This is a genomic window from Tomitella fengzijianii (assembly GCF_007559025.1).
Taxonomy (GTDB): Bacteria; Actinomycetota; Actinomycetes; order Mycobacteriales; family Mycobacteriaceae; genus Tomitella; species Tomitella fengzijianii.
Genome location: NZ_CP041765.1, coordinates 3,227,874 through 3,253,057 on the forward strand (window position 1 = coordinate 3,227,874; position 25,184 = coordinate 3,253,057).

The window sequence follows — 25,184 nt, forward strand, 5'->3', positions numbered from 1 at the left end:
CCGTGATGCGGCACCGCCCGCGCCGGACGACGGGCGGGCGGTGCCGCATCGACGGAGCAGGCCGGGTCAGGGGTGCAGCACGATCTTGCCCACATGCTTCCTGCGGGCCAGCTCCTCCTGCGCCCCGGCCGCCTGGTCCAGCGGATAGCGTGCGGCGATCACGGGCGTCACCGCGCCGGCGCGCGCGATGTCCATCAGCATTCGGAAGTGCTCCGGGGTGTGCATGCTGGAGCCGACGATCCGGATGTTGTGCAGGTACAGCCTGCGCACGTCGAATGCCACATCGTGCCCGCCCAGCGCCCCGGCGATGACCCAGCGGCCGCCCTCGCGGACGAGCGGCACGCCGCGGCCGACGAGGTCTCCGGCGACGACGTCCAGCGCCACGTCGATGCCCTCGGGGGCCAGGTCCCGCACCTGCGCGATGACGTCGTCCGCGCGGTCGATCACCGCGTCGGCGCCCGCTTCCCGCACCGCGTCCGCCTTCGGGCCGCTGCTGACGGCGAGCACCCGCACGCCCCGGGCGCGGGCCAGCTGCACCAGCGCCAAGCCCACTCCGCCCGACGCCCCGGTGACGAGCACCGTGTCGCCGGCCGCCACGCCGCCGCGCTCGATCATGCCCAGCGCGGTGCCATAGGCGGTGGGGAGCGCGGCCAGCTGGTCATCGGAGAGCGGCGAGCCGGACACGTCGTGGATGCGGTCGATCGGCGCGGTCGCGTACTGGGCGTATCCGCCGTCGCGTTCGCTGCCCATCAGGCCCACCGGGTGCGCGTCCGCGGCGGCCGAGTCGTAGATCGCCGGGTCGATCACCACGCGCCGCCCGATCAGCGCCCTGTCGCCATCCGCCCCCACCTCGACGACGATCCCGCACACGTCGGCGCCCTGCACCCGCGGAAAGTCGATCGGCCCGCGCCATCCGGCGGGCGCGTCCGGATCGCCGGGCAGTCCGTAGGCGCCCTGCCTGGTCCACAGATCCGTGTTGTTCACGGCGACGGAGCGCACCTGCACGAGCGCCTCCGATGCACCGGGTGCCGGGACTGCTGCGCGGACGGTCTCCACCACCTCCGGTCCGCCGTGCCGGGTGATCCGCGCTGCGGTCATCGTGTCCGGGGTGCTCATCGATCGTCCTCCCGTGGGTCGGCGCCTTGCGTTCGCGCGAAGGCCGCGTCCCACGGTAGCGACGCGACGGCGTCCCGCACTCACACAGAGTGCGGGACGCCGTGACGTGCTGCTGTTCGCCCGATCAGCCGGCGGACAGCGAGGACAACGAACCGCCGCCGAACAGCGAGCCCAGGGAACCGGAGAAGATCCCGTCGCCGCAGAACGGCCCCTCGCCCTCGTTGGGAATCGCCGTGCCGGTCAGATGCTGGCTCGCCGTGATGACGTCGGCCGTCGAAGCGCCGTCGGCCCCGTACTGGATGACGAAGTGGCTGTCGGCGGGCAGCGAGCCGTCCACCGCAGTGACGGTGAAGGTGAAGGTGCCGTCCGCGTTCTCAACCGGGCCCGAGACGTCGAAGTCTTCCGGTCCGAGGCCGGTCACCCACCTGTCGGTCGTCTGCATCGACTCAGCGAACCACGGGTCGTCCGCGGGCTTGATCGTCACGTCGGACATGCTGTATTCGTACTCGGCCGGCAGTGTGATGGTGAGCTGGAAGTCGTTGATCGCCCGATCTGTCGCGGCGACGGTGCGCCAGGTCATATGGTCGGCGTCGCCCCACTTGTCTGTCCTCAGGTAGCCCGCCGACTCGAACTCTGGCGACACGAACACGTTGAGGTCGGCCGTGGCGCCCTCGACGAGCGCGAAGTTCGTGGCCGCATGCCAGTCGACGGTGCAGCCGGTGGACACGTCGCCGTTGTGCTTGCCGGAGGTCGGCAGTTCGTACCCGGGCGCCTGCTCCGCGGACGAGCCGAGGCTGCCGAGCGAGCCGGTCAGCGGCGCGGCGGCCGCAACCGCCGGCACCGCAAGGGCGATGATCCCGGCCGAGGCCAGGGCTGCTGCTGATCGAATCCTCATGTTGACGGCTCCTTGCCTCATGGTGCGGAGTGCACCGAATCCGTGGCCCGACGTCTCATCGCGGGCGCGCCTCGGTGTCGCCGTGCCGGGCACACCGTGAACGGGCCGGGGAAGCAGCACCGACGACCGCCGCGCGCGGACTGGAGACGCGGGTTCACGGTATGCACGCCACCACCCGACAATCCAGGAGTGCTGAAAATATCCTGTGATCGTCTGTCACGCGTGCGGCTGTCACCCGAACGGACTACACAAGCCTCGCCGATTTCCGCAGGCCATACGCGTCACGGACGTCCGATACGCACCCGCCACGTCTCCGGCCCCTCCTCGAGGTACTCCCACGTGAAGTCGCCCTCGTGCTCCGCGGCGAACTGGTAATACAGCGGCTTCGGGTCGTGGTCGTTGACCAGGACGAAGCCCTCGCCCGCTCCGCACGCCCCGTAGCTTTCGAAGATCAGCTGGTGGCGGCGCGCCGGCGGCTCCGTGCGCACATCCAGGACGGCGTCCTCTACTGCGGCCATGCCCTGTCCTCCCACTCCGCGCGCCCGCCGTTTGCGCGGACGACGCATTAATACCGGATGTTTCCTCATTAAATTATGCCTGTCTGGCGGCGATGACAAGCCCGTGCTGCACAATGGCCCCATGCGCACCGTTGCCGAGCACCGCGCCGTGGTCGCGGCCCTCCTCCCCCGTTCCACCGCCTCGGCCGCCCTGCCCCTCGCCCAGGCGGCCGGGCGTCCGCTGGCCGCAGACCTCGTCGCCGGGCGCGCCCTGCCCGCCTTCGACAACTCGGCCATGGACGGGTACGCGGTCCGCGCGCAGGACGTGACCTCGGCCGCCGAGGACGCGCCCGTCGCGCTGCCGGTGACCGCCGACATCCCCGCCGGACGCACCGACACGCCGCCACTCGAGCCGGGCACCGCGCACCGCATCATGACGGGCTCGCCCGTCCCGGTGGGCGCGGACGCGATCGTGCCGGTGGAGGACACGGAACCCCTCGACGAACCCGACCCCACCTATGCCCCGCGCGCAGATGCCCCGCCCACCACTGCTCGTGCCGCCAATGCGGCTCCCCACCGCGTCGCCGTTCGCCGCGCGCCCGCCGCCGGGCGCCACATCCGCCGCGCCGGCAGCGACGTCACCCCCGGCACCGTCGTCATGGAGGCGGGCACCACGCTGGGCGCGGCGCAACTGGGGCTGCTGTCCGCGCTGGGCGTACCGCAGGCCACCGTCGTGCCCCCGTGCAAGGTCCTCGTGCTCTCCACCGGCAGCGAGCTGGTGGAACCGGGGCGAGACCTGCTGCCCGGGCAGATCCACGAGTCCAACGGGATCATGCTGGCCGCCGCGGCGCGCGAGGCGGGGGCGGAGGCCCAGCAGTCGCACTTCGTCGCCGACGACGCCGACGCGTTCCTGTCCGTGCTGCGATCCGCCGACGCCGACCTGGTCATCACCTCCGGCGGGGTGAGCATGGGCGCCTACGAGGTGGTCAAGGACGCGCTCACGGAGCGGGGCGTCGAGTTCGTGCGCGTGGCCATGCAGCCCGGCAAGCCGCAGGGCGCGGGCATCGTCGACGGCACCCCCGTGATCACGTTGCCCGGCAATCCCGTCAGCTCGCTCGTCTCGTTCGAGGTGTTCGTGCGCCCCGCCCTGCGCGCGGCCATGGGGTTCCGCGACACCGAACGGCCCCGCCGGCGCGCAATCCTGTCGGAGTCCCTGACCGCGCCCGCGGGCAAGACGCAGTTCCGGCGCGGCGTGTTCGACAGCGACGCCGGCACCGTCACCACCGTGGGCCCTCCCGGGTCGCACCACCTGCGGTGGATGGCCGCCTCTGATTGCCTGCTCGAGATCGCCGCGGACACCACCGCGCTGGACGCCGGCGCCGAAGTCACCGTCTGGGATCTGACAGCCTGATCCGGTCGGTGCTGCACCGTTGCCGATGCTCCCACCTGCGCGACTGAGTCGATGCCGCCGCCAGTTGGCACAATGGTGTGATGCCCCGCATCCCCGCATCGGGCGGGGACCGCGATCAAGGAGAAGACTGAAGACAGTGGCGCGCCGACCGAAGTCCACCGACGCAGCAGGCCCCGGCGCCCCCGACGGGCAGCCCGCCTTCTCCCTCTCCCACGCGGTGAACCTGATCCGCACCACCGTTCCCCCCATGGACCGGGCGGGGGCACCGTTCGTGGCCGCGCCCCTGGCGCTGGCGCTGGCCGGGCGACGGCGACGGTACGTGCGCGGGCCCGCCCTCGCGGCGGCCGCGGTCACGGGCGCCTTCTTCCGCAATCCTCCGCGGGTCCCGCCGACGCGTCCCGGCGTCGTCGTGGCGCCCGCCGACGGCGAGGCGGTCCTGGTCGACCACGCACCGCCGCCCGCCGAGCTGGGACTGGGCGACGCCCCGCTGCAACGCGTCAGCATCTTCCTGTCGGTACTCGACGTCCACACCCAGCGCTCGCCCGTCACCGGCGTGGTCGAGCGCGTCGAGTACCGGAAGGGCCGGTTCCTCTCCGCCGACCTGCCCGACGCGGCCGAGGTGAACGAGCGCAACGCCGTCGTCCTGCGCACGCCCGACGGGCACCGGGTGATCTCGGTGCAGATCGCGGGCCTGCTGGCACGCCGCATCGTGTGCCGCACCGGCGAGGGCTCCACCCTCGGGATCGGCGAGACCTACGGGCTGATCCGCTTCGGCTCGCGCGTGGACACCTACCTGCCCGCCGGGGCGCGGATCCTCGTCGAGCGAGGCCAGCGCACCGTGGGCGGCGAGACCGTCCTGGCGGAACTGCCGGCCGAGGCGGACAGCGCGGCCACAGCCGACGCGGGGCGGGCCGGACGATGAGCGGCCCGGTCGCCGACCCCGCGGACGACACCGACGACCGCCAGGGCGTCCGCATCAACACCATCCGCCTGCTGCCCAGCACCATCACTATCGCCGCGCTCTGCTCCGGACTGTCCGCCCTCCACTTCGCGCTGCTCGACCGGCCCGGGGTGGCGCTGGCGCTCATCGCGCTGGCCGCGATCCTCGACTCGCTCGACGGCCGCGTCGCCCGCATGCTCGACGCCACGACCAAGATCGGGGCCGAGCTGGACTCGCTGTCCGACGCGATCTCCTTCGGGGTGGCGCCCGCACTGGTCATCTACGTGTCCCTGCTCGAGGGGCACCGGCTCGGCTGGATCGCGACGCTGCTGTTCGTCGTGGCGATCGTGCTGCGCCTGGCCCGGTTCAACACCCTCGTCGACGACGACACCGCCCCCTCCTACACCAAGGAGTTCTTCGTCGGCGTGCCCTCGCCGGCCGGCGCACTGATCGCGATGGCGCCGATCGCCGCGGAGGAACAGTGGGGCGACGGCTGGTGGACCAATCAGATCCTGGTGATGGTGTGGCTCCTGTTCACCGCGGTGCTCATCGTCTCGCGCATACCCACGCTGGCGATGAAGGCCGCGTCCGTGCCCCGGCGCGCTGCGGTGCTGCTGCTCGGCGGCGTGGCCGTGACCGTCGCCGGGCTCGTCACCTACCCGTACGTGGTGCTGCTGGTGCTCGTGGCGGTGTATCTCGTGCACATTCCCTTCGCCGTGCGCAGCCAGAGGTGGGTGGCGGCGCACCCCGACGCGTGGGACTGCAAGCCCGCCGAGCGGCGCGCCATCCGGCGCGGCCGGTCCGACGCGGACACGATCGATGCAGACGCAGGCCCGCGCACGCCTGAAGCGCGTTCCGTGGAGGTCACGCCCGCCGCCGGTCCGCCCACCGCGTTGCCCGCCGCGGCATCCTCGATGATGGAACGCCCCGCCGCCCCGCACGGTGTCCCCGGCCGCCGGCTGCGTCCGGGACGGCGGATGCGGCGCGTGCGCGTGGCGGGCCGCCGACGGCAGTAGGGCCGGGCCCCCGTCGAGCAACCCGCGTGCGGGGGGCCGGAACCGCGTCGAGCAACCCGCGTGCGGGGGGCCGGAACCGCGTCGGCTCTCACACGGACTGTCGCATTTCTTCTATCGCGGGCGCGCGGCGCGGCGAGGATGAGCGCATGGGAAGCACGAACTACAGCAACGCGTTCATCCAGGTCGCGGAGGACTGCCCGGTGGCGGCCGCCGAACCGCCGCCCACCGGGGGCAGGACCCCGTCGGTCGCGGCGCTGCAGCACGAGCTCCTCGCCGGGCATCCGTACGAGCTCACCAGCGATGACCTGCTGTTCGAGGTGTACGCGGTCCGCCACGACATCCCCACCGACGCGCGAGCGGCCGCGCGCGCGGAGTTCTTCTCCAGGAGCCAGGCCTGCCTGCGCGCCTCGCCGCTCGGCAAGCGGTACGGCTGGGGCACGCACCACGACGCCGACGGCCGTATCGCGCTCGTCTCCCTCGGATCCGACGAGTACCGGGGCCTGGCCGCCGATCCCACGGTGAAGCAGTTCAAGGCCATGCGATCGAAGCGCGGCTGATCGGGGCATGATGGACGGGGCCTCGTCGACTCTCGGCGGGCTCAACGGCCCCTTCCGCGCCCGACGCGGCAAAAGCACATCCGGCAGGACGAATATCAGGTGACGCGCTCCTCTCACATACCCCAAGCCCCGGCGCCGGGGCCGTACAGCAGTCCGAACGGCAAGAGCTCTCAGTGGCCCGGCGTCGAAGCAGTGCGGCGGCGGCGATGGCGCGGCCGGCGCCGACGTGCGCAATCATGGGCGTACGACGTGCTCGAACGCGCCGTCGCCATGATCGACGCCGATACGCGCGCCACCGTCGTCTCGTCCCGCCTGGACGATCAACCGGGCTACCTCCGGATCGTCTACCGGCGCGCCGACGACACACGGCTGTACGGGTTTCGCGCCGACGCGCTCGGAGTGCACCGCCAACCGGAGAACCGCCGCGTCCCCGCGGTCGGTGCGATCGCGGAGGACATTGCCGCCGCCGTCGGCATGACACGGTCCGGGAACGGGAAGTCGGCGCGGCCGATCCGCGACGGCGGGGTCCTCTGGTGGGGCGACGGCTACCCGCACGACCGGAACGCGCCGGTGGCGGACCCGGACGACACTGCGGGGTTCGGGGCCCTGACCGCCGGCGACGCACGGGCATGGTCGCAATGGCACGCCGGCGGACTGACCCCGGTGACCGATACGGCCGCCGCGGATTGGCTCACCCGCAGCGCATTCGCAGCCGGTCGCGCCGCCGGCAACCCCGCAACCGTGCGCCTGTCCAACCCGGACGATCCCGACGACTTCGACGGTTTCGCCGGTCTGCCCGACGCCGTGCTCGCCGCAGTCACTGCCGCACTGTCGCGCGCCACCACCACGCCCGCCGCGTGCTGGTACGCCGTGCAGGAGGGGACGCCGGTCACACGGAGCGACCACGCCGGCACATTCGCGTTCTACGCCACCGCGGGCGCACCCGCACCGCCGTCGCCGCCGTCCGCACTGCCGACGATGTTCCTCGACGGGCCCCGCGCGACGATCGGGGTAGGCCACTGCAAGTACGTCCTTTTCGCCGGACCGGCCGGCGCGGCACCGAACATGGGCTGGAGCCCCACCCCGACCTCGTTCTGTCGTCAGTGGCCCGATCTCACCTGGCCGGACGACAGGGCGTGGCTCGCCGAATACGAGACCTACGACAATGTCCTCGACATCACCGGACCTGTTTCCCTGATCGAGGCGCTGAGCTCCATCCCCGGCGTGGACGCCGAACGCGTCCGCTAGATCGCCCTTTGTGCGGCAGACGGCGTTCCCTCCTCGCGACGACGCGCGTGCGGACACGGTGTGTCACATCTCGGTCGCCCAGAGGTAGGTCCGTGCGCCGCCGTCCACTGCCGGATCCCATTCCGCGCTGAGGAAGCCGTGAGACGTCCTCACCGACTTGCACGACATCAAGGTCGGCGATTTCACAGGCCGGTACTCCGGCGGTGCGTTGGCGAAGTCCGCAGACCCTGCCGGATGACACGATGCGAGCCCCGACCTTCTGCGCATGTCACGGGCGCTGACTCCGGACTCCGACTCCACGACCAGATACGCGCTGGAATCCGGAAACGAGGGATGGTGCTCGTAATATACGACCAAATCGGACTCGGCCAAGTGCAGGCCCAAATAGGTCGCGACGGAGATCGCGCTTTTCCGTGCCTGCCGTGCGCTCAGCGAGTGATACAGCGGAGGGACGCCGAACCAGAGGCCCAGCGCTCCCACGACCATCACCACCGCGACTGCGCCGGCCCACCACCGCGTGGATCGTCCCCGAAACGGATTGTCCATCCCCTATCGGACCATATGGCGGGCAATGGAGTCAGGACGAGGCCGGCCGCAGGCGATCGGTGCCCGGGCATGGAACGACTCGTCGCGCGCCTGCTTGCCGCCCGCGGTGATGGTTGTCGGCGGAGTACTGCCGACGCCCGGCCTGCGATCTGACGACTGTGAGGGGAATCCTCGCGGCACGGCGACGCTGCGGCCCCAGCGCGCCGGCCAGGTCGCCGAGCACCCCCGCCAGCAGCGGGCGGGCACGATCGTCGTCGATGCCGACCACCTTGCGGATCGCCTCATCGAAACCGATATCCCCACGCAGGTATGCCTCACGCGCCGAGTCGGACATGGCAGTCACACCGATCATCTACTTACGTCATCTTTCGTATGCAATTCCATGTTTACCGACGAAGGCGCGGGCCGGAGTGACCCGGCGAGGCCGACCGGGCGGGCGCGCACCACACGCCCGCCCGGCGACGACGGCCTCCGGTCCCGCTCGGCTACGCCCAGCTTGCGGCGGCCCGCGCGTTAGTCTCGTGCATAAGGTCGTTGCCCTCCTTGACCTTGCGGCTGATCACCTGCAGCACCTGGGTGAGCTCGACGTAGGCCTGATCGAACTTCGACTGCGCCGCGTGGTAGCTCGCCTGCGCCTCCCCCTCCCACGAGCCCAGGAGTGTGCGGACGTTGGTGTCGAGGTCGGCCTTGTGCCCGTTGAACGCCGCGATGTGGCCGTCGATCTCCGAGGCCGACTGCTCGATGCCGCCGAAGTCGTAGTGGATGCGTCCCGTCATGGTGGTTCCTTCCCGAAGTGTGTGGGGCCGGTCGGGTGCGCCCGCCCGGCCCGCGTGTGAGCCCTTGTCAGAGGTCGAGCGCGCCGCCGACCTGGTTCAGCGACTGCGCGCTGTCCTGGCTGGCCCCCGCGTATCCGACGCTGTTGCCCTTGATGTTCTCGCTGATCTCGACCAGCGACAGCTGCATCTTGTTCATGCTCGCGTGGTACCGCTGCATGACGCCCGCGAACGCGGTGTGCGCATCGCCCTGCCACGACGCGGCCACCCCTTCGACCGTCGCGTTGAGCCGGCCGAGCGTCGCCTTCATCTGATCCGAGGCGTCCATCGCCCCCTGCGCCGATGTGCGCATCACCTCGATATCGGTGGTCAATGCCATTGCAGAACTCCTCCCCTATTCTTCGATGCGGAACCGGTTGCGGCCCCGCTGAAATCCGTTTTCCGGCCATGCGTGGCCGGACGATCACCGCCCCTACGCCAGGCCCAGCTCGACCTGCACCGCGCGATGCCGCCGTGCCAGGTCGTGCGAAGCCGCGGCGAACGCCTCGACGACGCGCGCACCCAGCTCCGGCCCCCGCAACGCGCGCACCTCTTCGTGCAGCCGCAGCGCGGCGGGCATGCCGAGCCCGTCGACCTCGGCCTCGACGCTGCCGTCGGCGCTGCTTCCCGTTCCGACTGCGGCCCGCATCTGTTCGGCGCAGCCGCGCAGGCGTTCCACCTGGGTCCACGCGCTTTCCACCGCAGCGGCCATCCCGTCGCCGCTCTCCACAGTCATGCCCTGGTCAGCCACGATTCCGGTTCCTCCTCTCCCCACGCCGGCTGCCCGATCGCCGCCGCCCCGGCCGCGTCGGGCAATCCGATGCGGCCCAGGAGGCCGTCGTCGATTCCGCCTGCGGAGAGTTCCGCACGCTGCCGCGCCTGCGACGCCGCGGCCGCCGCGGTGCACACCCGCAGGATCCGGGCGGCGAGCTGCTCGCGATCGCATCGCGCCGGCAGCTGCGGGTCGACGTGCACGTGCGCGGGCAACCCCGACGGCGCTGCGTGCACGCGCACCGCGCCCGAACGCTCCGCGGCACCCGCCGCCCCCTCGCCGGCCTCGTCGTGCTCCACACAGGTCTCCCCGGTGCGCACGGTTTCACCGATCACCATTGCTCCCCCTCGACTTGTCCACTACCGGCTCTCCCCACGCCGGATCGAGTCCTGCCCCGCACTGGCAGAACGTCGACTCTCATCCGGCCGTCGGCCGATAGAACCCTTGGAACTGCATGTCCGCGTTGGTCGTCCGCAGTGACGAGACCTGCACTGGATCGCCTGCCTCGATCATCCGTCCGTCGCCGAGGACCATGGCGACGTGTCCGTCCCACACCGCCAGGTCTCCGGGCGCCAGCGCGTCGGCCGGCACCGGCATGCCCACCGACTGGTTCTCCGCGAGCCGCGGCAGGTCCACGCCGGCCTGCCCGTACGCCCACTGTGTGAGCCCGCTGCAGTCGAGGCCCTCCCCAGGGTCGGTCCCGCCCCAGCTGTATGGGACTCCGCGCTGCGTCAGCGCCGCGCGGACCGCATCCGCCGCCTCGGCGTTCGGTGCGGTGACCACGTCGCCGTTCGGCAACCTGACGTCCGCACCGCCGCCGACGAAGCCCGCCCCCGCCTCGGCGCCCGCCGGTACCGCGCCGCCGGCCGCGGCCGTCGCCGTCTGCGCGCCATCCGCTGCACCCGCGCACGCAGGACAGGTGCATCCGGGCGGGCACGGACCGTCCACGACCGCGGCCTCACCACTCCCGGGTGCGGTCGGCGGTCCTGCGTCGTCAGCCCCTGCCTCGAAGAACGCGTCCACCCGGCCCTTGACGTCCCCCCAGGCATCCACGGCCGCGGCACGCACCTGCCCGGTCAGGTCGGCCCCCGCCTGCGAGAGCCCCTCCGCGAAGCGCGCCAGCCCGCCCGCATCGGGCATCGCCGGCAACGGCACCTGCGGAATGTACGGCGCCAACTCCGCGGCGTGGGCCTCCAGCTCGCCGCGCATGCGTGCCACCACGGCCAGCGCCTGCTCGACGTGGTCGGCGGCCGCGGCCACCACCGCGACCTGGCCCGCCGGAGTGAGCAGCGCCGGCCCCTGACAGGCGACGACGGCGAGAAAGGAGTCAAGGATCCCGCCGAGTTCCCCCACGCCGCGCCGCACTCCCGCCGCGGCATCGGCGAGCACCGTGGCGATGCCGTCGCCTTGCTCCACCAGCGCGGCCCCGGCGCGGCCCGCCTGTGCCGCCAGCCGTGCGCACGCGTCCGCGTCCGCTCCCTGCCAGCCGGCGCCCACCGCTCCTGCCGAGATGACCCCCGTGCGCATCGCCGCCGCGATCCCCGACGACCCTTCGCGCACGCGGGTGTCCGCGCCGCACGCACCCAGATCTCCGGTGCCCGCCTGCGCGATCAAGTCGGTGATCGGCCGCGCCAGCGCCTCGGCGATCACAGCGCGCCTCCCGCCGACAGCGCTCCGGCCTGCGCGGCCTCGTGCTGCTCATACGCGTCTGCGATGACCGACGCCGTCGTCCCTGCCGCCCCGAGGACCTCGGCCAGGCCCGCCACCCCGGCGCCGTGCGCGGCGTGTGCCGCCGCGAAGGACTCCACGAAACCGCCGCCCAGGACCCCGAACACAGGGCCCAGAGCCGCCGCCATCGCCGCGGAGTCCACCCCGGAATGCGCCGCGACCCCGTCACCGGCTTCCGTGAACTCGCCTGCACACCAACGGATGTGGTCGACGGACACGATCAAATCCCCCATGCGAAACCCCCCAAAGCTCTTTCCGTCCCGCCGGAATCCCTCCGGCGACTCCCCACGCCTCCCGGCCTCCCCCGAGGTGATGCCGACGTCCACGCCGCCCCCGCGGCCGGACGATTCCGACAGTACACGGGCAGGCCGTCGGCGGCGGCGCACAACGGAAGTTATCCACAGGCGCGGCCGCAGTTGCGCATAGCCCTTCGGCGAGTCATTCCGCAGCCTCCGAGAGCGCAAGCTGCACCAGGCGCCGCCCTCCGGACCTGGTGACCAGCATGCCCCTCCCGGGCGGCATCCTTTCCGGCCGGGCACCGCCGATCAGCGGCCCCTCGTCGCGGCTGCCGTTCATGACGACCCCGTCTGTCGACAGGTCCTTCAGTCGGCCGAGCACCGGATCGAACATGGCCCTCGCCGCGCCGCCGGTACGCCGGGCGATCACGAGGTGGAATCCGATGTCCTTGCCCTGTGAGAGGTAGTCCACCAACGGCTGCAACGGGTTTCCGGACGCTGTGGCGACCAGGTCGTAGTCGTCGACGACGAGCACGATCTCCGGGCCCTCCCACCATGAACGGGCACGCAGCTGCGCCTGGGTGACGTCCGTACCCGGAAGTCGCTCCGCGAGCACCGACCTCAAGTGCGCCACCATGCGTCCGAGGATGTCCGCGGTGGTGGCGTATCCGGCCAGGTGCGGCCCCTCGACCTCGCCGAGCATCGTGCGGCGATAGTCGACCACGATCAGCTTCACCTGCTCCGCGGTGAACTCCTCGACCAGGCCGCGGCACAGCGTGCGTAGCGCACTGGTCTTGCCGGATTCAGGGTCGGCGAACACCATGAAGTGCGGCTGGTCGTCGAGCCGCGCGTGCACCGGCGCCAGTGCCGCCTCGTCGAGCCCCAGCGGCACGGCAAGCCCGGCGCGGCCGGGTCCGCACTGCTCTGCCAGTTCCTCCCGTCGCAGGATCCGCGGCAGCATGCGTATCCCCGGGGCGGCGCGGCCCGGCCACCGTCTGCACAGCAGTTCCACCGCGTGCGCCCCGGCGTCGGCGGTTTCACTCACTTCGCCGTCGCCGGCGGCCGTCAGACGCGGCTCCGCGATCAACAGGTGCAGCCCCTCGTCCGTGAGGCCGCGGCCCGGGCGGCCCGCCGGAACCTGGGCCGCACGCTTCCGATGCATCTCCGAATCGGCGGGGTCCCCCAGCCGCAACTCGATGCGCGTGCCGATCATGTCCTTGAGCGCCGGGCGAAGCTCCGCCCACCTGTTCGCCGTGATGACCACGTGCACTCCGTAGGACAGCCCGCGCACGGCGAGCGCGTGGATCTGCGGCTCGAGCTGCTCGAAGTCCTGCCGGACGACGGCGAACCCGTCCACCACCAGAAACACGTCTCCGAATCGGTCGAGGCGGTGACCCTCCGGTTTCCCCGTCCCGGCACGGAGTGTGCGGAACCGGTCCATGGACTCGACGCCGAGCCGCGCGAACTGCTCCTCCCGCGCGTCGACGATCGCGGTGAGCTCCGCGACCGTGCGACGCACCAAGTCGGTGTCCCGCCGCCCGGCCACCGAGCCCACGTGCGGAACTCCGGACAGGCCGGCGAGGGCGCCGCCTCCGAAATCGAGGCAGTAGACCTGCACTTCGTCGGGCGAGCACCGCGCAGCCAGCGCCAGCACCAGAGTGCGCGCGGCGGTCGATTTGCCGGACTGCGGCCCGCCGACGATCGCCGCATTGCCGCCGGCGCCCTCCAGCCGCACCGTGAGAATGTCGCGGCGCTGGTCGAAAGGCCGATCCACCAGGGCCACCGGGACCGCGAGAGCGCCGTGGCCGCGGCGCGGGCCGGCCGCGTCGAGCAGCACGCCGAGCGCGGGGGATGCTCCGAGCGGGGGCAACCACACTTCGTGCGCACGGTATGCGGCGGATCGCAACCGCTCGACGACCACGTCCAGCAGCACCGGTGCAGCGTGGTCCGGTTCTTCGACCTGTGCGGACGGCCTGTGCACGGCGGCCACCGGCGGCGTCCGCGATTGCGCGGTGAACAGCATCGCCCACGCCCGCTGCGCCTGCGCCGCAGATGCGGCCGCGGATCCCGACCGGGGCACCGGCCCGGACGCGTACGCCGCGGTGAACCGGATCAGCTCACCGGAATCGCACTTGAGGTAACCGGAACCCGGAACAGCCGGAAGGTGGTAGGCGTCCGGCACCCCGAGCACGCTCCGGGACTCGTTGCCGGAGAACGTCTTGAGTCCGATCCGGTAGGACAGGTGGCTGTCCAGACCACGCAGCCTGCCCTCGTCCAGCCGCTGGCTGGCCAGCAGCAGATGCATGTGCAGCGAACGGCCCAGCCTGCCGATGGCCACGAACAGCTCGGCGAACTCCGGTTGCCGGCTGAGCAGCTCCGAGAACTCGTCCACGACGATGAACAACGCGGGCAGCGGGGCGAGATCCGCGCCGTCGGTGCGCGCGGCCTCGTAGTCGCCGACGTTCGCGAAGTTCCCGGCGGCGCGCAACAGCTCCTGGCGCCGGTGCATTTCGCCCGAAAGCGCATCGCGCATGCGGTCCACCATCGGCAGCTCGTCCTCGAGGTTGGTGATGACGGCCGACACGTGCGGCGCGTTCTCCAGGCCCAGGAACGTGGCGCCGCCCTTGAAGTCCACGAGCACCAGATTGAGCTGTTCCGGTCCGTGCGTGACCAGCAGCGAGACCACGAGCGTGCGCAGCAGTTCGGACTTGCCCGATCCCGTGGCGCCGATGCACAGGCCGTGAGGGCCCATGCCGCCCTCAGCGGACTCTTTGAGATCGATCTCCACCGGCATTCCGGAGGGGTCGAACCCGATGGGCACGCGCAGGCGGTCGCGTCCGATCCGCCGTACCCACGCGCCGGCGGGGCTCAGGGCCGACGGGTCGGCGATCCCCAACAGAGACATCAGACCGCGGCCGCCCGGGCCGGCGGGCACCCCCGCGTCCGGCCCGCCGTGCGCCACCCGGTATCCGGCGAGGGCGCGCGCCGTCGCGGCCGCCTCCGCCGCGCCGACGGCGTCCACCGTGCCGAAGTCCTCGACGCCGGCCGCGCTGTGCCCGGCGATGCGCCCTCCGGAGACCTCGCAGCGCAGGCCGCGACGCGCCGCGAGCCGTTCCAGCTCTCCGGTGAGGTCGAGAACCGTCACCCCGTCCACTCCGGCGGCGCACAACCGCTCGTCGCCCAGGACGTGGCCGCCGTCGAGCACGACGACGATGTGCGCCTGCCCCGGCACGGGATCGGCGAGGCGGGAGTAGCGGCCTCGGCCAGCCAGATCGCCGTCGAGCGTGTCCTCCAGGTCGTGGAGCGACCGGAACACCAGCGAGCCGCGGCCGGGCCGGTCTCCGCCCGGCGGGCGGGCGTGCGGAAGCCACTTGATCCATCCCCAGTCCACGCCGTCCGGGTCGGGCGAGACCAGGCACACCCGTACGTGGTCGGGCCCGTGGAATACGCACAGCTGCAGCAGCATCGCGCGCACCGCCGACCGCGCCTGCGACCTGTCTCCACCGAGGACGATCGCCGCGAACCCGCGCAGCGACACCGCAGTGGGAAGCCGCGGCACCACCGAATGCGTGTGGACGAACCGGCGCATCGCCACCGCGGAGATGGGCTCGAGGTCCTCCAGCGGCCCCAACGCCGGGACGGCGAGCGTGGTGGCCAGGCGCTGGTCTCCCAGGCCGATGCGCAGGTGGCAGTAGTCCGGCTGCTCCGGCAGCCGCTCCCACATGCGGCGACCGCCCACGAGCCCGCGCAGCGCCCCCGGCTCCGGATGGTGCCAGCCCAGGCCCGCACGCTGCGCACGCACGGTCTCGGCCACCTGGTCCCGCACCCCGGCGAGGTAGCGGAAGTAGTCCTTCCGCTCCTCGTCCAGCTCCGCGGGCCGCTTGGACCGCGAACCCCCTGCCCCGCCGAGCATCCCCACCATGGAGAACACCATCATTATCGGGAAGAGCAAGGTCATCGGGTTGTTCATGCCTCCCGACGCCACCATGAGCGCCACCATGCCGAGCATCGCGACCACCATGACGACCGGCATCAGCCGCTGCAGCAGCCCACCGGGCACCGGACGCGGCACCGACGGCGGCGGTTGCAGCTCGAGCTCCCCGCCCGGCACCTGCGGCGCGGGCAGGCGCGGCCGCCGGACGAAGTCGCGCGTAGTCATCCGATCCCCCCTCGACTCGGCCGGCCCGCGCCGCGCTGTGACGCGACGACCCCGACCGGACCCCGACCGCCCTCCCCGGCGATCGGACGCATCGTATGCGACCCCACCGACACGTTCATCCGCCGGGCACGGTGTTGTACGGTGACCACCGCATGGGGGAAGGGCGCCGCCGCAGGCGCCGGGGGACGCCGCGCGGCCGCATCCGCGCAGAGGATCATCGCCGGGGGGCATCGCGTGGGATCAGCGCTCGTCACAGGGGAATCGGCTCCGTCCGCGGGCACGTCCGACGTCGGCCCGGCGACGTCTCCGGAGTCGTGCTCGCTCTCGCTGATCGCACCGGAGACGCAGGTGGACGTCACCGTCCCCGCGTCCGTGCCGGTCGCCGCCCTGATACCGGAACTCGTCGAGTTGACGTCGGCGCACCGGCGCACGATCGCCGCCCCGCACGCGCACGACGAGGACGGCGCGGTCTGGGTGCTCGCGCCGGTCGGGGCCGCCCCGCTGTCCCCGGAGTCCACCCTCGCCGAGCAGGGCATCGTCGACGGGACGCTGCTGCACCTGCAGCGATCCGCCGCCGCCGCGCCCGAGCCGCTGTTCGACGACGTCGTCGATGCCGTGTCCGTCGCCGGGGCGGAGAGGTTCGCACAGTGGGGCGCACCGGCGGCCCGGCGTCTGGCGTTCGCCGTCGCCGTGACAGCCGCGTCCGCCGGGGCGTGGATGCTCCTCGCGCCCTCGCTGCCGGATCTTCCGCTGCTGCCACGCACCGCCTGGACATCGGGGACTCCCGGCACCGCCCAGGGCGCACGAACCGCCGTGGCGGCCGTGTGCGCGGTCCTCGCCGCGATAGCGAGCCCGGTGGTCGCGCGGGTCTACGGGGATGCCGGGACGGGAAGGGTGCTCGGCTACTGCGCTCTTCCGTTCGCCTTCGTGGCCGGGGCCTTGCTTCCACAGCCGCTGGTGGGGCCCGCCGGGCTGCTCGCCGGCTGCGCCTTCGCCGCGGCGTGCGCCGTGGCATGCTCCCGCGCCGAGCGCTCGGGCATCCTGGTGCACACGGCGACGACCACCGCGTGTCTGACGGTCGGCTCCGCCTCGGCGCTGGCGGCCTTCACCCATCCCGGCGCGCAGGCGACGGGGGCCGGGCTGCTCGTCGCGGCGGTCGTCGTGCCGGCGCTCGCCCCCAGGCTGACCGTGCTGCTCGTACGGCTGCCGATGCCGCCCGTGCCATCGCGGGACGTCCGCGCCGACCTCGCCGCCGACTCCTGCGCACCCGCCCGCCTCGCGCCGCACCTGGTCGAGGGGACGGTGAACGCCGGCCGCTGCCTCGCCGGGATCATGGCGGGCGCGGCGGCGACCGCCGCAGCGGGCGCGCTCAGCGTGACACTGTCGCCCGCACCGCTCTCGTGGCCGGGCACCGTGCTCGCCGCCGTGGTGTGCACGGTCCTCATGCTCCGCGGGCGTGGGCACGCGGACACCGCGCCGGCCGCGATCCTGGTGTCCGGCGGCGCAGTCACGGCGATCCTCACCACCGCCGCGGCCGTCGGCTCGTCCGGCTCCCCGCACGGCCCCGCCGTGGTGACCGGGGCGGTCCTGGCCGCGACGGCAGTGGCGGTGGCGCTGTACTGCGGGGTTGCGGCCCAGCGGATCGGGTTCTCCCCTGTCGTGCGCAGGGGCGTGGAGCTGGCCGAGTACGCGCTCATCGCGTCGGTGCTGCCGCTCGCGCTGTGGGTGATGGGCGCCTACTCCGCCATGCGGTCGCTGTGACGGCGCGGCGCAACCGACTCGCCGCGGCCATGGTGCCCGTGGCGCTGATGATGCTGGCGGCGGCCGTGACCGTCGCCGCACCCGCCGCCGCGGACGTGCGGCAGACGGCCCCGTGTGCCGTCGCCGATCGCGCCCCCGGCGCGCCGCCTGTGGGCGTCCCACCCGCGCAGGCCCTCCTCCACGTGTCGGACCTGTGGCGATTCGGCTCCGGGCAGGGCCAGACGGTGGCCGTCATCGACACGGGCGTCGCACCCCACCCGCGGCTGCGGAACCTGACCGCCGGCGGAGATCTCGTGCAGGCCGGCGGCCCGGGGGCAGCTGGTGCCGGCCTGACCGACTGCGACGCGCATGGCACGCTCGTGGCCGGCCTCATCGCCGCCGCGCCCTCGCCGCACGACGGCTTCGCCGGAGTCGCACCCGACGCGCGCGTCCTCTCGATCCGGCAGTCCTCCGCGAAGTTCACCGACGCCGACGGTGCGGCCGGGGCCGCGGGCACCGGCGAGGACGGGACGGTCGGCGGCCGCGGGGTCGGGACCATCGGCACGCTGGCGCGCGCGATACGCATGGCGGCCGACCAGGGCGCCACCGTCATCAACATCTCCGAGGTGGCGTGCGGGCAGGGCGTCGGTTCGCTGCGCACGCCAACTCTCGCCGACGCCGTCGACTATGCGGCCGAGCGCGACATCGTGATCGTCGTGGCCGCCGGGAACACCCGCGGCGACAGCGGCGCCTGCCGGCAGAACCCGACCGAACGCGACCCGCTGCAACCGCATTCGCGCGGATGGGACTCCGCCTTCACCGACGTCGCCCCCGCGCACTACACCGACCACGTCATCACGGTCGCCTCGGTGGACCCGGGCGGCGCGCCCTCGGACTTCAGCGTGGCGGGGCCGTGGGTGACGGTGGCCGCCCCCGGCACGGCCGTCACCTCGCTCGCCAACAGACCGGACGGCGGCCTGGCCGACCGGGTGCGCACCGAGCGGGGCGTCGCGGCCATCGAGGGGACCAGCTTCGCCGCGCCGCTCGTCGCCGGCCTGGCCGCGGATATCCGATCGCGGTTCCCCGCCCTGTCCGCGACGGAGGTGGTCGAGCGGATCGTCGCGACCGCCGTCCCCGGGCCGCACGGGTGGGAACCGACCGTCGGCTATGGCGTGATCGATCCGATGTCCGCCCTCACCACGCCGCCTGCGGCGCTGCCGGCACTGCGGTTCGGGGGCGCGGGGCCGGGGAACGGAGGGCCCGGCGGCCGCACCGCCGCCCTGGCGACGGGGCCGGTCCCGCAGCCACGCGACACCACCGCCCGCGACCGCGCACTGCTCGCCGCCGCGGCGTCCGCCGCAGCGCTCTGCGCCGCGGGCATCGGCGCCGCGATCCTGCGCCGCGCACGTCCGCGCCGCGCAAACGCGCTCAGTCGGCGGTGAGCAGCGCCGCCGGTGCGGGATCGGGGCTCAGGCCGTCGTGCATCACCAGCGCATCGGTGCGGTTGAGCGCGGGGCCGGCGGGCAACAGGCCCAGGATCGACCATGGCGCCGGATCGGTCTCATCGCCCAGGCCGAGGACCTTCGACGTCGCCGCATCCGGAATCCCATAGCGCACACCGGTCTCGGCGACGAGGAACCGCGGGCCGTCCGCCCGCCCCGCACTCACGCCGCCACCGGAGTCCCGCACCGCGGTCACGTGGGCGGCAGCGCCGGGCCGCAGCACGAACCGGTCCACCGACGGACCGGCGCCGTCCGCACCCACCAGTCGCACCCCCGCGACGCCGGCCGCTCCCTGGCCGCCCGTCCACGCCGTCCATCCGCCGCCGCGCCGACCGGAGGCCCATGACACGCACAGCGTCCCGTCCTCCACGTCCCGCAGTCGCAGCGGGCCCGACGGGTACCCGTCCAACGGCAGCGGCGTCCGCGTCACGGGTGCATCCGCCACCGACTCCGGCGCGATGCTGCGCTGCCGGAGGCCATGGCCCGCGCCCGAGTACAGGATCAGATCCGCGACGGTTCCGGGAAGCGCCTGGAGGCCGTCGCGCAGCACCACGTAACGGTCGCCGTCCGCACCGCCACCGGTTCCGCGGTCGACCCGGACCACGTCCCCCACCCGCACGTCCGCCATCGGGAAGCCGGGGAGCCCGCCGGCGCCGTCGATGCGCGGAGCCCGCAACTCGGGTCCTTCCGGCAGCGCGGCCATCAGGCCCGCCGACACCCGCACCGGTGCGACCCCTCCGAGCCCCAGCGCCCGCACCACCTGTGGATCGCCGAGGTCCACGGCGGACCGCGCACCGTCGTGCACCACGTAGGCGCCCTCGCCGTCCGTCACCAGCACCGCCGCACCCCCGGTGAGCGCGTCCGCCGCCGTCGCACCCCCGCCGATCAGTAAGTTCGTGTGCGCGACGGCGCCGCGCTCGAGCTCGTCGCACACGGCCCACGGCCCCGCGATCTGGCCGTCACGGGCGGGAAGGATCTGCGGCGCGCCGGGTATGCCGACCACGGGTCCCCGGCGCAGATCAGGAAGGTGATCGTCCGGAACCCCCGACGGCGCTGCATCCGTTCCGGCGACCAGCCGCGCGGACGCGAGATTCAGGGCGGGGTGCAGCACGTCCGCGACGGCGCCGCCCCCCGGGCCCGGTGCGGCGATCCGCTCGCCTTCCACGCGCACGTACAGCGCGCCGCTGCCCTCGGCGAGCAGGATGTCGGCGCCGTCGGTGTCCGGCGCCGGGCTGATCCACGCGGCGATGCCGAATCCCGCCATCACCAGCGTTCCCAGCACCGCCCCCACCACGAGCGAGCGCGACGCGCTGCGCATCGGCTCGTGCAGCATGCGCACGTCGCGCCGCACCAGCGCGTGCTCCATGCGGCGGATGATGAATCTGTAGCCGTTCACCTGCGGCCTGGTCGTCAAATGCGCGGGCATGGCACCCCCCGTTCTCCCGCTCCCCCGCGGCGGACACTACCGTAGGCCCCGTCCGGTACGGGGTCCGGACAGCGGATCCAGGGGGGATCAGGGTGGGAACACGTCCGGTCGCGATCGTCATCGCCGCCGAAATCGTCGGAATCACAGCAGCGCTCGCACTTCTCGTCGTCGGTTCGGGCATTCCGGCCGCGGCGGCGGCCGGGATCCTGACGGGGCTCGGCGCCGTCGTACCGGTCCGCGGGCGCTCCTTGGTGGACGGTGCCGCGCTGCGCTATCGGCACCTTCTGCAATCCCGCGGTCTCCTCGCCGCCGTCCCGCCCGGGCCGGCGATGACCTCCGGCGGGAACGGCCGGGGGGCGGCCGGGCGGCGGAAATCCGCGCCGTCCCCCGCCGCACCCACCGGCGTCACTCGGCGGCTCGCAGTACCGCCGGAAACCGGTTTTCGCTGGGATGCAGAAGAACTCGTCTGCGCAATGCAGGTGTCCGAGCAGTTCGTCGGCATCACGACGATCAGCTCCGGCCGTTCCCCGCAAAGCCGCGGGGGCGCGGCCGCCGCATTGTCACCGGGGCTTCTCGCGCCGCTTCTGGACCAGTTCGACGTCCGCCTGTCCGGCATCGACATCCACACCCGCAGCATCCGGACTGCCGGCCCTCCCGCGGCCGCCGCGGTGCACTCGCGCCTGGTGGGTCAACTGCCGGCGGCGGTCCGCCACGACACCGTCGTCATGGTCCGCCTGGACCCGCGGCTGTGCCCGGAGGCGGTGGCCAGGCGCGGCGGCGCCGGCCCCGGCGCGCGCGAACGCGGCGCGGTCCGCGCCGCGGGGGTCGCCGCCGCCCGCATCGTCCGCGCGATCGAGCGAGAGGGGATGGCCGCCACCATGCTCACCGCCGCCGACCTCGACGGCGCCGTGCGCGGTTTCATCGGCGACCACGGAGCGGGCGGGGCGCGGGTGCGGTGGGACCGCATCGACACCGGCACGGCGAGTGACGCCGGGCGCCGCACTCACACGACGTTCGCGCTTCCCACCGACGCGGCCGCTGTCGGCGCACACCCGTGGGCCTGCGCATGGGACCAGCCCTGCGCGACGGCAGTCATGTCGGTTCGGCTGGGACGGCCGCGATCTCCCGGCCACGTGCGAGTGGGCGCGCTGGCCCGCTATGCCTCCGACGCGCCGGTGCCGGCCCCGCGCGTGCCCGGGGCACGCCTCCTCCGCGGCGCCCAGGCCGACGCATTGCAGGCGACCTCCCCCCGCGGCGACAGCCGCTTCGACAGGCTCGCCGAGCCCGCAGACATTCCTCCGGCCGCGGCAGGCAGGCTCACGATCCCGGTCGCCGGGCATGGGCAACTGATCGGCGGAGACGCGTCCGGCAAGGCGGTGCTCGCGCGCTTGGTCGGGCCCCCGCTTCGCACGGTGGAAGTGGCCGGGCAGGCGTACATCGCCCGCCAGGTGGTGTTGCGCGCACTCGCGACCGGCGCGCGGATCCTGGTGATCACCGACCGCCCCGGCGAATGGCGCCACCTGGAGGCGGAGATCGCCGACGTGTCCTCCCTGCGGGTCGCTGCGGCCGTGTCCACCTTCTCCGGCGTCACGACCCCGCCGACGAGTGCCCTGTCCGACGCGACGGTGCGGCGCTACGGCGCCGTCGTCGTGGACTGCCTCGGGTCGTCCGTTCCTGTCCCCCGGGTGCCCGCCGACGCCACTGTGATCCGGGTGGTCCAGCGCGGGGCCGCAGGGGCAGGCCATGCGGACGCGCGGGTGCACCAGGACCCGGACGACCCGAACGCCGTGCACGTCGTCGTGCACGGGGCCGCGGCGACGGTCTCGGTGGTGTCGATCCCCGACGAGGCCCGGCTGATCGGGCGGCCGGAGTGACGGCCGTGGCGACGCTAGGTGTCAAGGAACGATGCACGCCGGATCCGTTTCGGCGTGCGCCGCCCTGCTACTCCGCGAGGTCCGCCAACGCCTCCAGCCCGCGCCCGATGCGCTCCGCGTCGCCGGGGCCGAAGGTCGCCCACAGCACCCCGCCGGGGGCGCGTCCCGGCGCCGCGACCAGCCGGCCGCGCGGCGAGTCGTAGACCACCATCGCGGCGGGCGGCACAGCCTCGTGGGGCCCGGGTGCGCACGCCGATCCACGCCGCAGCCGCACCACCTCGCTCCACGCAGTGACCGAGCACAGGACCACGGCGATGGTGTCGGCGGCGTCCGCCGGTGCACCGCACGCGATGAACGCCGCAGCGCACTCGCCCTGCGACACCGCGCCGGGGTCCTCCGGTGCCGCGGCCGTGAGGCGCTGCTCTCCGCACTCGGCCAGCCGCTGCTGCAGCTCTGCGAGCGGTACCCGCACCGGATCCCGCAGCGCGACGGGTTCCGCATCACCGAGGAACCGCATCAGTTCGGCGCGCCGTGGACGCGACCATGACAGTGCGACCGGCGCGTCGTCGCCCGTCGCACGCGTCGCCGCCACGCCTGCCCGCAAGCCGACCGCACCGATCGCATCACGCGGACTGGCCGGCGGCCGGTCGCCGGCCAGGCACAGACGCGCGACGCCGCCCTCGGTGATCCGCCGCGCCGCGACCTCCTCCGGCGCCGAACACAGTGCGGACACGAGCTCGGCGAGCGGAGGACACGGTTCCGGTCCGGCGCCGCCCCCGCCCGTTGTGAGCAGGCCACGGCGGCGCAGCGCACCGTCCACTTCCGCCGTGGACGGAGGCGCAGCACCGACAACGCGTTCGGGCCCGCCCCCGAGGGCCAACGGCAGTTCCTCGATGCCGAGCAGCCCGGCGCACCGCTGCAACTCCGGGATGGAAAGAGTGATCCGGTGGGCGCGGTCGCTCACCGCGCCGCGCCTCCCAGCACCGCGGGCACGACGAGGCGGCCGTCGTCGATCCGGTCGAGGGCGCGCAGCCGCTCCTCCGGCTCGTGGTCGTCCTCGCCGCCGGAGCCGGCCGTGCCGGGACGCAGGCGCGGCGGGACGGCCGACCGTGCCGCGGACGGGGTCTGCTCGCCCGTCCCTGAGATCCGAGGACCGGCCCGGCCGGCGCCCGACGCAGGTGCCGACGCCCCGGATGCCACCGGCGCGAGCGCGGCGCCCCCAAGCCCGCCGATCCCCGTGCCGTACACCCCCGCCCGTGCGGCCACCGCGCCACGCCCCGGAACCGCCCCCGCTCCGTCCGGAGCGCCGGCCGCGTGCACGGCGGGCGCCGGAGTTCCGGCTGCGGCGAGCGCCGTGCCGTGCCCGCTCAGCCCGGTGGGCGGGGCCGGCGCGACCGCCGCCGCGCGTGTCGCTGCGGACGCGGCATCGCCGAGCGCCCCCGGATCCACCGCCCCGGTTTCGAGGAACTCCGCGGCCGCCGCCCGGGTCTGCTGCCCGGCGGACTCCGCCGCGCGCGCGAGGTCACGCGCGGCGGAGTCCACCAGCGAAAGTCCGTGGTGCTCCGGAATCGTGATCGGCGGCGCGGGCCTGAAGGGCGCGGGGACGGACAGCACCGTCGACGCCGCCTCGTAGCCGTCCATCGCCATCGCCGCGCGGATGTCCATCTCCCGCTCGGCGGCCTCGGCCGCGGCGACGCCCGCCCCGAGCCCGACTCCGGTGGAGGCGGCCGCCAGAGTGGCACCCGCCATCGCCGCGCGGGTCGCCGCGATCTCCACCGGGCTGGGCATCACCAGCGCCGCCGCCGTGTATGCGGCGGCCCCGGCGCCGGTGGTCACCGCCATCCGTCCCGCATGCTCGATGGTTTCCGCCAGCCAGGCACCGAAGCCGCCGAAGCTCGCGTACGCCATGCCGGCCGCCGGTCCCTGCCAGGTGGTCCCCAGCCCCCCGACCGCGGCCGTGAGTGCGGCCGCGCCCGCGCCGAGCAGCACGGTCAGGTCGGTCCACGCCGCCGAGGCCGCCGACATCGGCACCGGCCCCGGGCCCGCGTACAGAGTGGTCGAGTTGATCGTGGCTCCCCGCGGAAACCACACGACTCCGGTGAACCCCACCATGGTTTTCTTCCCCCTTCACGAATATGCGCAGCCGCCCTCCCGCGTCCGCGCACCCCGCCGGACCGCCCGCGCGAGCCGGCGGGCGATCGGTCAGTACAGCGCGCCCACCGCCGACGCCGCGGCGCCGTCCGACGTGCCGTATGCGGCCGCCTGCAAGCGCAGCGCCTGCGCCGCGCGGCGCAGCTCGTGCGCCCCCGTGGCCGCGGCGACGTCGAAGCTGTCCGCCACCGCGTGCTGATTACGGGATACGGCGAGTGAGACTTCCTCCGCACCGGCCGGCGCCGCGTGCAGCGCCGGCGAATGCGTGCGCCTGGCCGCGTCGATCCCCTCCGCGACCGCGTCCAGCTCCGCGGCCGCCGCCACCATGGCCGCCGGTTCGACCACCACCATGCCGCCGGCGCCGCCGCCGAATCCCCCGCCTGAAACGGCGCCACTGATTCCCGTCACATTCCCCCCTCGGGTCCCCGTTCCCCGTCCGCCCCCACGGACGGTGGTCAACCTAACACGCGTCCGCAGCACGCGCGAGAGGTTGTCCACAGGCCCCGTACCGCGCTGTCGAGCAGCACGGAAGCGTTCCACTAAGATCAATCCGAGCCC

Annotated in this window: 23 protein-coding genes; 8 read left to right on the plus strand and 15 right to left on the minus strand. The window is 73.6% G+C overall.

Going from position 1 to position 25,184, the window contains the following annotated elements; genetic code table 11:
* Positions 1 to 66: 66 nt before the first annotated feature.
* The 3 genes from FO059_RS14705 to FO059_RS14715 all read right to left on the minus strand — a co-directional run bounded on the left by FO059_RS14705 (position 67) and on the right by FO059_RS14715 (position 2,529).
* Positions 67 to 1,116, minus strand: coding sequence for a zinc-binding dehydrogenase (locus tag FO059_RS14705; protein WP_143909738.1), 1,050 nt, complete (start codon positions 1,114 to 1,116; stop codon positions 67 to 69).
* A gap of 124 nt (positions 1,117 to 1,240) precedes the next feature.
* A complete protein-coding gene (locus FO059_RS14710) occupies positions 1,241 to 2,011 on the minus strand; it encodes a hypothetical protein (RefSeq protein ID WP_143909739.1) in 771 nt (256 codons plus the stop codon).
* A gap of 281 nt (positions 2,012 to 2,292) precedes the next feature.
* Positions 2,293 to 2,529: a DUF2249 domain-containing protein gene (locus FO059_RS14715; RefSeq protein WP_143909740.1), complete on the minus strand. Its 237-nt coding sequence runs from the start codon at positions 2,527 to 2,529 to the stop codon at positions 2,293 to 2,295.
* A 121-nt stretch (positions 2,530 to 2,650) separates the two neighbouring features.
* On the opposite strand from FO059_RS14715, the gene moeA reads away from it, so the two are divergent.
* From moeA to FO059_RS14740, 5 genes are all read left to right on the plus strand, one after another.
* Positions 2,651 to 3,919, plus strand: a complete 1,269-nt coding sequence (gene moeA, locus FO059_RS14720; protein WP_143909741.1) for a molybdopterin molybdotransferase MoeA — start codon at positions 2,651 to 2,653, stop codon at positions 3,917 to 3,919.
* A 136-nt stretch (positions 3,920 to 4,055) separates the two neighbouring features.
* On the plus strand, positions 4,056 to 4,841 hold the full coding sequence (locus FO059_RS14725) for a phosphatidylserine decarboxylase (RefSeq protein ID WP_268892811.1): 786 nt from the start codon (positions 4,056 to 4,058) through the stop codon (positions 4,839 to 4,841).
* The gene (locus FO059_RS14730) at positions 4,838 to 5,875 is read left to right on the plus strand and encodes a CDP-alcohol phosphatidyltransferase family protein (RefSeq protein ID WP_143909743.1); all 1,038 of its coding nucleotides are present in this window, start codon (positions 4,838 to 4,840) and stop codon (positions 5,873 to 5,875) included. Before FO059_RS14725 ends, FO059_RS14730 begins: the two co-directional genes overlap by 4 nt.
* A 146-nt stretch (positions 5,876 to 6,021) precedes the next feature.
* Entirely contained in the window at positions 6,022 to 6,432 is a 411-nt protein-coding gene (locus tag FO059_RS14735; RefSeq protein ID WP_143909744.1) for a DUF6157 family protein, read from the plus strand.
* A 249-nt stretch (positions 6,433 to 6,681) separates the two neighbouring features.
* Positions 6,682 to 7,680, plus strand: coding sequence for a hypothetical protein (locus tag FO059_RS14740; protein WP_143909745.1), 999 nt, complete (start codon positions 6,682 to 6,684; stop codon positions 7,678 to 7,680).
* Between the two features lie 577 nt (positions 7,681 to 8,257).
* Here the strand turns inward: FO059_RS14740 and FO059_RS14750 are convergent.
* From FO059_RS14750 to eccCa, 8 genes are all read right to left on the minus strand, one after another.
* Entirely contained in the window at positions 8,258 to 8,578 is a 321-nt protein-coding gene (locus FO059_RS14750; RefSeq protein ID WP_143909747.1) for a hypothetical protein, read from the minus strand.
* Between the two features lie 133 nt (positions 8,579 to 8,711).
* The gene (locus FO059_RS14755; RefSeq protein WP_143909748.1) at positions 8,712 to 9,002 is read right to left on the minus strand and encodes a WXG100 family type VII secretion target; all 291 of its coding nucleotides are present in this window, start codon (positions 9,000 to 9,002) and stop codon (positions 8,712 to 8,714) included.
* Positions 9,003 to 9,069: 67 nt separating this feature from the next.
* Positions 9,070 to 9,378 carry a WXG100 family type VII secretion target gene (locus FO059_RS14760; RefSeq protein ID WP_143909749.1) on the minus strand — a complete coding sequence of 103 codons (309 nt, stop codon included), beginning with the start codon at positions 9,376 to 9,378 and terminating at the stop codon, positions 9,070 to 9,072.
* Between the two features lie 93 nt (positions 9,379 to 9,471).
* Positions 9,472 to 9,789, minus strand: a complete 318-nt coding sequence (locus tag FO059_RS14765) for a hypothetical protein (RefSeq protein WP_143909750.1) — start codon at positions 9,787 to 9,789, stop codon at positions 9,472 to 9,474.
* A complete protein-coding gene (locus tag FO059_RS14770; protein WP_143909751.1) occupies positions 9,771 to 10,148 on the minus strand; it encodes a hypothetical protein in 378 nt (125 codons plus the stop codon). The genes FO059_RS14765 and FO059_RS14770 overlap by 19 nt, the downstream gene beginning before the upstream one ends.
* Before the next feature lie 79 nt (positions 10,149 to 10,227).
* Positions 10,228 to 11,460 (minus strand): C40 family peptidase, encoded by a 1,233-nt coding sequence (locus FO059_RS18975; RefSeq protein ID WP_143909752.1) that lies wholly within the window; start codon positions 11,458 to 11,460, stop codon positions 10,228 to 10,230.
* A complete protein-coding gene (locus tag FO059_RS14780; protein ID WP_143909753.1) occupies positions 11,457 to 11,771 on the minus strand; it encodes a type VII secretion target in 315 nt (104 codons plus the stop codon). The genes FO059_RS18975 and FO059_RS14780 overlap by 4 nt, the downstream gene beginning before the upstream one ends.
* A gap of 205 nt (positions 11,772 to 11,976) precedes the next feature.
* Positions 11,977 to 15,933, minus strand: coding sequence for a type VII secretion protein EccCa (gene eccCa, locus FO059_RS14785; RefSeq protein ID WP_143909754.1), 3,957 nt, complete (start codon positions 15,931 to 15,933; stop codon positions 11,977 to 11,979).
* A 141-nt stretch (positions 15,934 to 16,074) separates the two neighbouring features.
* Here eccCa and eccD point away from each other — a divergent pair, with 141 nt between their 5' ends.
* Complete coding sequence (eccD, locus tag FO059_RS14790; RefSeq protein WP_158726338.1) at positions 16,075 to 17,694, plus strand: type VII secretion integral membrane protein EccD; 1,620 nt, start codon at positions 16,075 to 16,077, stop codon at positions 17,692 to 17,694.
* Positions 17,691 to 19,115: a type VII secretion-associated serine protease mycosin gene (gene mycP / locus FO059_RS14795; RefSeq protein ID WP_143909756.1), complete on the plus strand. Its 1,425-nt coding sequence runs from the start codon at positions 17,691 to 17,693 to the stop codon at positions 19,113 to 19,115. The genes eccD and mycP overlap by 4 nt, the downstream gene beginning before the upstream one ends.
* Here the strand turns inward: mycP and eccB are convergent.
* On the minus strand, positions 19,102 to 20,541 hold the full coding sequence (eccB, locus tag FO059_RS14800) for a type VII secretion protein EccB (RefSeq protein WP_235671093.1): 1,440 nt from the start codon (positions 20,539 to 20,541) through the stop codon (positions 19,102 to 19,104). The two genes, mycP and eccB, sit on opposite strands and share 14 nt — an antisense overlap.
* Before the next feature lie 152 nt (positions 20,542 to 20,693).
* Between eccB and FO059_RS14805 the strand changes: the two genes are divergently transcribed.
* Positions 20,694 to 22,475: a type VII secretion protein EccE gene (locus tag FO059_RS14805; protein WP_143909758.1), complete on the plus strand. Its 1,782-nt coding sequence runs from the start codon at positions 20,694 to 20,696 to the stop codon at positions 22,473 to 22,475.
* A 67-nt stretch (positions 22,476 to 22,542) separates the two neighbouring features.
* Here the strand turns inward: FO059_RS14805 and FO059_RS14810 are convergent, their stop codons facing one another.
* The 3 genes from FO059_RS14810 to FO059_RS14820 form a co-directional block, all read right to left on the minus strand.
* The gene (locus tag FO059_RS14810) at positions 22,543 to 23,439 is read right to left on the minus strand and encodes an ESX secretion-associated protein EspG (RefSeq protein ID WP_158726340.1); all 897 of its coding nucleotides are present in this window, start codon (positions 23,437 to 23,439) and stop codon (positions 22,543 to 22,545) included.
* A complete protein-coding gene (locus FO059_RS14815) occupies positions 23,436 to 24,587 on the minus strand; it encodes a PPE domain-containing protein (protein WP_143909760.1) in 1,152 nt (383 codons plus the stop codon). The genes FO059_RS14810 and FO059_RS14815 overlap by 4 nt, the downstream gene beginning before the upstream one ends.
* 90 nt (positions 24,588 to 24,677) lie before the next feature.
* Positions 24,678 to 25,034 (minus strand): PE domain-containing protein, encoded by a 357-nt coding sequence (locus FO059_RS14820; protein ID WP_233266638.1) that lies wholly within the window; start codon positions 25,032 to 25,034, stop codon positions 24,678 to 24,680.
* Between the last annotated feature and the right edge of the window lie 150 nt (positions 25,035 to 25,184).